Source organism: Microcoleus sp. Pol10D4, from assembly GCF_036701555.1.
Classification (GTDB): Bacteria; Cyanobacteriota; Cyanobacteriia; order Cyanobacteriales; family Microcoleaceae; genus Microcoleus.
The window spans coordinates 36,870-46,658 of the sequence record NZ_JAUBRA010000055.1 but is presented as its reverse complement, the minus strand read 5'-3'; the positions used below and the strand labels follow the sequence as shown (position 1 = coordinate 46,658).

The window sequence follows — 9,789 nt, the reverse complement described above, 5'->3', positions numbered from 1 at the left end:
TAACTTGAGATTAACAAAAAGCGCTCCTAGAAATAGGGGCGCTTTTTGTTTGGGGAAAATATTTTTAGAGACCTGTTTCTGTTAACAAACTAAGTCATATCAAGTCCGCTTGAGTAGTTGTCATCCTGAGTTCTGAAGGAACTGAAGAATCTCGCCCTTTCGGCAACGCGCTTACTTCGTTGCGCTTGACTCATGAAAAGTAACCGTTTTGAGTCAAGCGCTCACCCGGACGTGATATGAGAAACGGCTCATCAAAAACAGAATAGGCAGAACTTCCCAGCAGTTAAAGTGTTGCGGGGTTCTAACGCGCGATCGCATTTTAGGTTGAATTAAGTTGATTTATTTAATAGCCGATCGCCAAATCTAAAATTTATCTAAAAATTAAAAGGTGAAAAATTAATTTTTCACCTTTTAACTCTCGATTTTGGATTAGCCGTTACCGAACAAACTTCTTGAATGCCAGTGTGACGTTGTGGCCGCCAAATCCAAAGGAATTCGACAGCGCCACATCAACTTTTAGATCGCGACTTGTATGAGGAACATAGTCCAAATCGCACTCAGGATCGGGATTTTCCAGATTAATTGTTGGCGGGATTTTGTCATTGGCGATCGCCATTACCGTCGCCACCGCTTCAATTCCCCCAGAACCGCCCAAAAGATGACCGGTCATTGACTTGGTAGAACTAATTGCTACTTTGTAAGCGTGGTCTCCCAAAGTTTGCTTAATCGCTTTTGTTTCAGTAGAATCGTTGGGAAGCGTGCTCGTGCCGTGAGCATTGATATAGCTCACTTGATCCGGCGTCAAACCCGCATCCTTGAGCGCTAAAGCCATTGCCCGCGACGCACCGTTCCCCCCCGGTACCGGAGAAGTCATGTGATAGGCATCGCAAGTTAAACCGTAGCCAACGATTTCTGCGTAAATCCTCGCGCCACGCGCCAGAGCGTGTTCCATTTCTTCTAGCATCAGAATGCCAGCACCTTCGCCGACGACAAAACCATCACGATCGCGATCGAACGGACGAGAAGCATGAGTCGGGTCATCGTTGCGAGTCGAAAGCGCCCTCGCCGCAGCAAAACCCGCCACGCACAAAGGTGTCACCGCAGCTTCCGTACCGCCGCAAATCATGGCTTGCGCGTAACCCCCCTGAACTAGGCGAAACGCATCGCCCACGGCATTTGACCCGGCAGCGCATGCCGTCACCGTGCAAGAGTTTGGCCCTTTAGCGCCCGTGTGAATCGCCGTCAGGCCCGCTGCCATATTCGCAATCATCATGGGAATCATAAACGGGCTGCACCGATCGGGGCCGCGAGTCAGATATATCTCTTGCTGATCTTCTAAAACCTTCAGGCCACCAATGCCAGTGCCAAGAATGACACCCACCTGTTCTGCGTTCAGGTCGTTAATCTCAAACTTCGCATCAGCAAGAGCTTGTTTGCTCGCTGACACCCCAAATTGAGCAAAGCGATCCATCCGCTTTGCTTCCTTGCGCTCTAAATAGTCGTGTGGGTCGAAACCCTTCACCTCTGCGGCAAAGCGGCAGTCGTGCCGCGACGGGTCGAATAAGGTGATCGGGCCTATACCATTCTTCCCGGCAAGCAACCCGTCCCAATATTCGGACAAGGTATTGCCGATCGGTGTAATCGCGCCGAGACCCGTGATAACAACGCGCTTACGCTCTAAATTTGTCATGATTTCAGTTTCAAAAAATTAAACACCCAGAACGCAGAACAAAAGAGGAGTTTCCAGTTTTCTAACTTCTCTCCTCTTAGGGGAAAAGACAGGTATTTTATGCTTTTGGAGCTGCAAGTTTGCTGCTGATGAAATCTACAGAAGCTTGAACCGTAGTAATTCCTTCGGCTGCTTCGTCGGGAATTTCAATATCAAACTCTTCTTCCAAGGCCATGACCAGCTCTACAGTATCTAAGGAATCTGCTCCTAAATCGTTAGCAAAGTTGGCTTCGGGCTTGACTTCGCTCTTATCGACTTCCAGTTGCTCTGCCACAATTTTCTGGACTCTAGCAAAAATGTCGTCTTGGCTCATAACATCGTGTCCTCATTGGTTGCTGCGTATCTAATCTTATCCGAAAGGGGGATCTGCAGGAGAAAGGCTGGCCGCTTTTCTAAGTGACACGGGTCAGCGACAATTGGGACACGGACGATCGCAGTAACTCTACGACTAAGGCAAAAAAGCGCACATAGCTCCAAATCAATCATCTCATTTAGCCACCTGATAACGTTGAGGAACCGGGTTTTTGGTCGATGGTTCGTCAGTCATCAACTCAAAATGCTTGAGAAAAGCTGACAATTGGCTTCTAGCTATGCGGTGATACGTTAATTATAAAGAGGGAAAACTAAGCAGGAAACCTCCCGACTTTGACCGCTCAAGTTTCTTTTCCCGAACCTTGTGTCCCCAGCAGCAACAATTATGCCATCCCCAAATCTCAAATATGCTTACTTTCCCGGTTGCGTTGCCCAAGGGGCCGCCCGCGAACTTTACCTTTCTACCCAAGCACTGACTCAAGCGTTGGGCATCGAACTGGTGGAACTCAAAAAAGCTTCTTGCTGCGGTTCTGGCACTTTCAAGGAAGATTCGCAGTTGCTCGAAGATACTGTCAACGCTCGCAATATTGCTTTGGCTGAGGAACTGAATCTGCCTTTGCTGACGCATTGCAGCACTTGTCAAGGGGTCATCGGTCATGTGGACGATCGCCTCAAGGATTGCCAAAAAACCGATCCCAACTACGTAGATAAAGTTAACAGTTTACTCAAAAAACAAGGTTGTTCGCCTTATCAAGGCAGTACCGAGGTGAAACATCTGTTGTGGGCGATCGTGGCAGATTACGGTTTGGAGGAAGTTCAAAAGCGAGTCACTCACAAGCTTTCGGGTTTGAAGTGCGCGGCTTTTTACGGCTGTTATTTGCTGCGAGCTCAGGATAAGCTGCTTTACGATGACCCGCACCAACCGGAATCGATGGAAAATGTATTTCGGGCGATCGGGGCAACTCCGGTTTATTATCGAGGGCGGACGCAGTGCTGCGGCTGGCCGTTGGCGAGTTATGCCACTAACCAATCTTTTCAGATGGCAGGCAAACATATTCAAGATGCTCTTGACAATGGCGCTGATTGTATGGTAACGCCTTGTCCGCTTTGTCATTTAAATTTGGATTCGCGACAGCCGGAGGTGGAAAAAGTAATCGGGCGCAAGTTGGGTTTGCCGGTGTTGCATTTGTCGCAATTAGTGGCTTTGGCTTTGGGTGTGGAGCCAAAAAAACTAGGACTCGATCGACATATTGTGTCAACTAAGCCCGTGTTAGAAAAATTAGGCTTTTAGCCGATCGATTTGCGGGGGTTTGTAGTAATGACTTTAGTCCTTTCTCATATCAAACCCAGGTTGGTAGTCAGGACTTTAGTTTTTTCTCATATCAAATCCGGTTAGATCGCAATTATACGCGAGTGCTAGCGGGACGATCGATCGCGCTCATACACTCTTGAGTTGATAGAAGATACCGTCCACAAATTGTCGTTTTGTCCCCAGAGGCGGTCTAGTGTTTTCCTGATGGGGCAGCAATGGCGCTGCGGAGTTATCACTCTTTGTAGGTTAAGTTGCTCGACTATGAGATTTATTTGTGATCTTAGCTCGTCATCAGAGATCCCAAATGCGTTCTTTAAGCTATTGACACCACCAAGAGATGAAGCGGTCTAACAACAGGGGCTTCAGCGAACGGCGTTGCACGGTGGCTACACCACTGATAACCGATGCCTCAGTTCCGTTGCCAGCCCTTGTTAGACTGCGATCGCTCTCTTCGCATTCCATAGCCCGGATCTACACTCCAAAGCAAGTGTGGTGATTGGTAGGTTAATATGCAGACAACAGAAACAAAAGTTGTATACAATTACACAAAATAGTTTTTTAAGACTTCCTAACTGCCTAGTTATGAATAAGGAATCAGCAATGAAACGAAACCCAGTAAATCTCACACGTTCGGTATTCCTATGGGCCATGCTAGGAATCATTTGTGGTTTGTTTGGTGCAAGTTATTGGATATTTTTGTCTTACATGATGGTGGGATTTGAACATTTTAGTGGATTTTCTCTGCTAATCATCATGCCACTTGCGGGTTTGCTCATCGGTTTGCTCATTCATTGGCTGGGAAATCCTGGCGAAATAGGGTTGATTATTGACAATATTCATCTCAATGGTGGGCGGTTACCAATGAACGAGAATCCTTCGATGATTCTGTCGTCGCTAATCAGTATCGCAAGTGGAGGCAGTGCGGGTCCAGAAGCACCAATGGTGCAAGTAACAGGTTCAATTGGTACGTGGTTAGCAGATCGCTTTCAATTGCGTGGAGAGGCACTACGAACTTTAAGTATTGCTGGCATGGCATCTGGTTTTACAGTTTTGTTCGGCGCTCCATTGGGTGGTACTTTTTTTGCTTTAGAAATCCTGCATCATCAGAATGTTGTGGAGTATTTTGAAGCAATATTGCCTGCAGTCGTGGCAAGTTGTGCAAGTTACACCATCTTTGTAGCAATTACCCAGCTAGGAATTGGTCCTACCTGGCATTTTCCTCAATACAATGTGGACAGCCTTTATGACTTTGGCGCAGCGATTGCTTATGGAATCGTAGGTGCGATCGTGGGCTGGCTTTTTATCGCTATATTTCGCAGTGTAGGTCGCTTGTTTGATTCGATACCCAGCCCAATCTATGTGCGTACTACTTTAGCTGGGCTAGGACTTGGTGTTTTATCAGCTTTTTTTCCGCTCACTCGTTTCTTTGGTGAACATCAACTTGAAAAAATTGTTGAGGGCAACTTTTCTTTGGGAGTTATTTTAACTTTAGTTATTGCTAAAGTATTTGCTATTAGTACGACCATAAATGGAGGCTGGCGGGGGGGGATTATCATCCCACTGTTTTTTATAGGAGCCTGTTTAGGAAAGGCAATTGCTATCATTAATCCCGCATCCAACGAGACTTTGGCAATGATTTGTGTAATGGCGGCTCTGAATTCAACAGTTACTCGAACTCCAATTAGTACAACTCTGCTACTCGCCAAGTTGACAGGATTCAGCACTTTTACACCCATTCTCTTCGCGAGTCTCGTGGGTTTTTTCTTGGCTCCCCGATCTCCCTTCATTACCTCACAGCGTAAAATTGATTAACAAACGGCTAGAAATCCTCTAATAGCTCCGTATAGCGGTAAAAAATACGTGCAATTTGCGAGTGTCCAGTCTAAAGGCTTCTGCCATTACAAATGCACCAATGGCATAAAACAACATCTAGCCGTTGATAATACCCAGCTTGCCGTTTTTTATCCATTCCACAAAAGCCAGGGTGTCCGATGACTGTGGCTTGATTGAAATGTTGAGTCACAACCTCGATTATTTTCACACTCGGGCCCGTCAATATTCCGAAGATTACCATTCTGCAAGGGTAAGGGGTATCACCCGCATAAAATCATCGCAATTTGGTCAAGAACTTTGAGTCCACTCTCACCCATCCTAGTGCCAAACTTAATTTGTATTTCATCAGGCTGATGCTCAAACGGTTGGCGAATGATATAGATCCCAAATGGGTTCTATAAGAGTCCCAGCGTGAATAACTGTGAAGTTTTGTCGCTTTTTCGCGAAGTGCTTCCAGGCACTGCGGTAGACTAACCTTTAATTCTCTGTGCAGGCTATAGCGGTGGCACCTCGCCGTCAAATCTGTTCACTCGCAGAGGCAGCAAATTTTTAGTGACTCGTTGGGAGCCTTTATTCAATGTCTCATTCAGTCAAAATTTACGATACTTGCATTGGCTGCACTCAGTGCGTCCGCGCTTGTCCGACTGACGTTTTGGAGATGGTGCCCTGGGATGGCTGCAAAGCAGCTCAGATTGCCTCATCTCCCCGCACCGAAGACTGTGTAGGCTGCAAGCGGTGCGAAACTGCTTGCCCCACCGATTTTCTGAGCATCCGGGTTTACCTGGGAGCAGAAACCACTCGCAGTATGGGTCTAGCCTACTAAATATCGATCGACACGCCGATCAAATTACGGGCACAAAAGAGGGGGCGATTAAATTGCCCCCTCTTTTTTGTCGCGGAATCTGCATTCGGGGCCCGAAGAAGGTAAAAATGATAAAACTTGAGTTTTATTGCGATCGCTAAGCAGGAGTAGTACGTTAAATGTGCGGAATCGTTGGCTATATCGGCACGCAAGCAGCAAGCGAGATTTTGCTAGCAGGATTGGAGAAACTAGAATACCGGGGCTACGATTCAGCGGGCCTCGCTACCATCTCCGAAGGAGAAATTACCTGCATCCGAGCAAAGGGCAAATTGCACAACCTCCGGGAAAAGCTAGCAGAGATAGACTCTCCGGCTCCCATCGGCATCGGACACACCCGCTGGGCAACTCACGGCAAGCCTGAAGAATATAACGCTCACCCTCACCTAGATAATAGCGGGCGAATTGCGGTAGTTCAAAATGGAATTGTCGAAAATTATCGCGAGTTGCGGAAAGAATTGAAAGCAAAGGGACATAAATTTGTGTCGGATACCGATACAGAAGTTATTCCTCATTTAATAGCTGAATTTTTGAAAGAAGCAAGAAGGGAGAAGGAAGAAGAAAAAGATAAAAAAACCGAGAAAATTGCTGATTTATCGTTTTTGGAAACTGTTTTAAAGGCGGTAAATAAATTAGAAGGAGCTTTTGCGATCGCCGTTATCTGTGCAGATTTTCCAGAGGAAATAATTGTCGCCAGACAGCAAGCTCCTTTGGTGATTGGCTTTGGTGCAGGCGAATTTTTCTGCGCTTCCGACACGCCGGCCTTAGTATCTCATACCCGCACTGTTTTGTCCTTGGAAAATGGCGAATTGGCAAGGCTAACTCCGATGGGAGTCGAAGTTTACAGCTTTGCAGGAGAAAGGCTGAAAAAAAGCCCGCGCATCCTTGGTTGGAACCCGGTTTTAGTCGAAAAGCAAGGCTTCAAACACTTCATGCACAAGGAGATTTACGAGCAGCCCGCCGTAGTCAGAGCGTGTTTGGAGGCTTACTTAGACAGCGATTGGCAGCCAGGAAATCCGCGCTCTCCTATCAATCTCAACTTGCCCAATGAACTTTGCGGTGATGTCGAGCAAATTTCAATTCTCGCCTGCGGAACGAGCTGGCACGCCTCGCTAATTGGCAAATATTTGTTGGAACAATTAGCTAATATTCCCACTGCCGTGCAGTACGCTTCGGAGTACCGCTACGCACCGCCACCGCTGACAGCAAATACTTTAACTATTGGGGTAACTCAGTCGGGAGAAACGGCGGACACGCTGGCTGCTTTGGGGATGGAACAGCAGCGCCGCGCGGGTTTTACTGATAAATTCCGGGCGAGAATGTTAGGCATTACTAACCGAACTGAAAGTTCGATCGCCCACATGATGCCACAGGTAATCAACACCCACGCTGGTATAGAAATCGGCGTTGCTGCCACTAAAACTTTTGTCACTCAGTTGATGGCCTTCTATTTCTTAGCTTTGGATTTGGCGCACCAGCGGCAAACAATCAGCACGGAGAGATTGGCAGAAATTATTACGGGTTTGCGCCAGTTACCCGCAGAAATTGAGAAGTTTTTGGAGATTCAAGAACAGTATGTGGAGGAATTGTCCCACCAGTTTACAGACACCCAAGATTTTATATTTTTGGGAAGGGGAATTAACTTTCCGATTGCTTTGGAAGGGGCGCTGAAACTGAAGGAAATTAGCTACATTCACGCCGAAGGATATCCGGCGGGAGAAATGAAACACGGCCCGATCGCCCTTTTGGATGCGAAAGTGCCTGTAGTGGCGATCGCCATGCCCGGAAGCGTCTACGAAAAAGTGCTTTCCAACGCTCAAGAAGCGAAGGCGCGCGACGCCCGTTTAATTGGCGTTACGCCGAAGCAAGGTGTGGCGGAAGCAGATATTTTTGACCACATTTTGCCGGTGCCTTTGGTGGATGAATTGTTGTCGCCGATTGTGACAGTGATTCCGCTGCAATTGTTGGCTTATCACATTGCAGCCCGTCGGGGTTTGGATGTGGATCAGCCACGAAATTTGGCGAAGTCGGTGACGGTAGAATAAAAGAATTTAGTTGACTGTTGACTGTTGACTGTTGACTGTTGACTGTTGGCAGTTGACTGTTGACTGTTGACTGTTGACTGTTGACTGTTGACTGTTGACTGTTGGCAGTTGACTGTTGACTGTTGACTGTTGACAGTTGTTATAGCGGTTTGATCGCGTGGTGAGGTATGCCCGATGCCCGATGCCCGATGCCCGATGCCCGATGCCCTATTCCCTCTGGCTGACTCCGCAAATTGCGGCTAACAGCAACCAGCTTGTAGTATTGAGTCGAAAATCAAACAGCGTCACATCTACAGTGTTAAAAAGTGTACAAGCGGCGAAGGCTAATAAATAACTGAAAAAAATTAGGCGATCGGTTGCTCTTAAATCTTGACAAGCCACCTGATTTGTTCTACTGATTATAGATTTTTGATTGATATCTAAAGCATTTTCCGCTTTTTCCAGTGTGGCTATTTGCTCGTGTTTGATATCCGCAGGAAAAAGCGGCCAATTCGCCAGCAGCAAAACAGCCCTAGCCAAAACCCAACCAACTAAACCAAACAACAAAAGCGTTGCGGGTATTCCCGTTTCCGCAGTCAACATTAGTATCAAACTGTGAGGATGACCGAGCCATTCTTGCATCTGAGCTTGATAGAGAGGCGTAAAATTTCGCAATCCCCAACCAGTCCAAGGACGCTGCTGAGTCATCGACCAAGCAAATTCCCACTGAGTTGTTCTCAAAGTAGCTGTCGGTCGATTTGGGAACATCTCGTCGGTGAGTCTAGCCCAAAAGAAAGCCGGAACAATTCTTCGTAAAAATTGCCGCAGTGGTTCCGGGCCAAAGGCAGACAAAATAACTGTGCTAGCCACACTAAAAACGGCAGCTAATAATTTTTTATAACCCGCATAAAATGCAAAAGCCAAAACTGCCAAAACTGCCAGCCCCCAAGCATTGCGAGAATTAGTAAAAATCAAAGCAACAGCATTTCCGATCACTGCCAAACTTAAAAATAGGAATTGGGAATTGGGAATTGGGAATTGGGAATTGGTAGGTGGTGACGACTGACAACTGCCAACTGACAACTGACAACTGACTTCTTCTATCCACAGTCCCATTGCTAAAATGAAAGCAATTGTCAGATAGCAAGCTAAAATATTAGCGTACATAAATACAGAAGCCATGCGACCGGGGGGATTGCCTTGGGGTTCGAGTACCCAGCCAAAAACAGGCTGCAATTGATCGATGCCACTCCAACCTAAAAATTGCTGTCCCAGGCCTAAAATTATCACTGGAATTGAACTAATTACAATCATCCAAGACAATTGCCGCAATTGAGGCAGAGTTTTAATTAAACTGCTGAAAGTGGCAAACAATATAAAGAACGGCAAGAAATTGTACAACCCTACAAAAGCCTCGCTGCGGTTGTTGGCAAAAACCGCTGTGATGACTAGCAGCGCGCTCAGAATTGCGAATCCTCGATTCAACGGGCGCCGACTAATTTGACTGAACTTTTGCTTGCAAGTGCCGGCCAATCCCAGGAATAAACCTAAAGCTCCCAAAATCGGAATTAAGGGAAAAATCAGCATCCCCACTTGGGCGAAATTCCAAGGGATTTGCAGGCGGGGATCTGGATGTTTCTGGAGGCGAGACTTGAGATTTTTGGCTGTCAGTTGGGCAGCTAATTTCAACCGATTTTTGATATTCACCCACACTCCCAAT

8 protein-coding genes are annotated in these 9,789 nt (G+C 46.8%); 4 read left to right on the top strand and 4 right to left on the bottom strand.

The window, feature by feature from the left end; genetic code table 11:
- Positions 1–436: 436 nt before the first annotated feature.
- A complete protein-coding gene (gene fabF / locus QUA36_RS23255; protein WP_333363213.1) occupies positions 437–1,690 on the bottom strand; it encodes a beta-ketoacyl-ACP synthase II in 1,254 nt (417 codons plus the stop codon).
- 97 nt (positions 1,691–1,787) lie between these two features.
- A complete protein-coding gene (gene acpP / locus QUA36_RS23250; protein WP_006633716.1) occupies positions 1,788–2,042 on the bottom strand; it encodes an acyl carrier protein in 255 nt (84 codons plus the stop codon).
- A gap of 384 nt (positions 2,043–2,426) precedes the next feature.
- Between acpP and QUA36_RS23245 the strand changes: the two genes are divergently transcribed.
- Entirely contained in the window at positions 2,427–3,332 is a 906-nt protein-coding gene (locus QUA36_RS23245; protein WP_333459253.1) for a CoB--CoM heterodisulfide reductase iron-sulfur subunit B family protein, read from the top strand.
- Between the two features lie 339 nt (positions 3,333–3,671).
- Here QUA36_RS23245 and QUA36_RS23240 read toward each other — a convergent pair whose 3' ends face one another.
- Complete coding sequence (locus QUA36_RS23240) at positions 3,672–3,815, bottom strand: hypothetical protein (protein WP_333459252.1); 144 nt, start codon at positions 3,813–3,815, stop codon at positions 3,672–3,674.
- A gap of 138 nt (positions 3,816–3,953) precedes the next feature.
- Here QUA36_RS23240 and QUA36_RS23235 point away from each other — a divergent pair, with 138 nt between their 5' ends.
- The 3 genes from QUA36_RS23235 (at position 3,954) to glmS (ending at position 8,090) form a co-directional block, all read left to right on the top strand.
- A complete protein-coding gene (locus tag QUA36_RS23235; protein ID WP_333459251.1) occupies positions 3,954–5,165 on the top strand; it encodes a chloride channel protein in 1,212 nt (403 codons plus the stop codon).
- Between the two features lie 598 nt (positions 5,166–5,763).
- Complete coding sequence (psaC, locus tag QUA36_RS23230; RefSeq protein ID WP_015175986.1) at positions 5,764–6,009, top strand: photosystem I iron-sulfur center protein PsaC; 246 nt, start codon at positions 5,764–5,766, stop codon at positions 6,007–6,009.
- Positions 6,010–6,167: 158 nt separating this feature from the next.
- Positions 6,168–8,090 (top strand): glutamine--fructose-6-phosphate transaminase (isomerizing), encoded by a 1,923-nt coding sequence (gene glmS / locus QUA36_RS23225; RefSeq protein WP_333459250.1) that lies wholly within the window; start codon positions 6,168–6,170, stop codon positions 8,088–8,090.
- A gap of 207 nt (positions 8,091–8,297) precedes the next feature.
- Here the strand turns inward: glmS and QUA36_RS23220 are convergent, their stop codons facing one another.
- Entirely contained in the window at positions 8,298–9,776 is a 1,479-nt protein-coding gene (locus QUA36_RS23220) for an O-antigen ligase family protein (protein ID WP_333459249.1), read from the bottom strand.
- Positions 9,777–9,789 lie beyond the last annotated feature (13 nt).

Coding starts and splice junctions, on each gene's coding strand:
- QUA36_RS23240 (WP_333459252.1), bottom strand. CDS start 3,815: ATGGAATGCGAAGAGAGCGATCGCAGTCTAACAAGGGCTGGCAACGGA.
- acpP (WP_006633716.1), bottom strand. CDS start 2,042: ATGAGCCAAGACGACATTTTTGCTAGAGTCCAGAAAATTGTGGCAGAG.
- fabF (WP_333363213.1), bottom strand. CDS start 1,690: ATGACAAATTTAGAGCGTAAGCGCGTTGTTATCACGGGTCTCGGCGCG.
- psaC (WP_015175986.1), top strand. CDS start 5,764: ATGTCTCATTCAGTCAAAATTTACGATACTTGCATTGGCTGCACTCAG.
- QUA36_RS23235 (WP_333459251.1), top strand. CDS start 3,954: ATGAAACGAAACCCAGTAAATCTCACACGTTCGGTATTCCTATGGGCC.
- glmS (WP_333459250.1), top strand. CDS start 6,168: ATGTGCGGAATCGTTGGCTATATCGGCACGCAAGCAGCAAGCGAGATT.
- QUA36_RS23245 (WP_333459253.1), top strand. CDS start 2,427: ATGCCATCCCCAAATCTCAAATATGCTTACTTTCCCGGTTGCGTTGCC.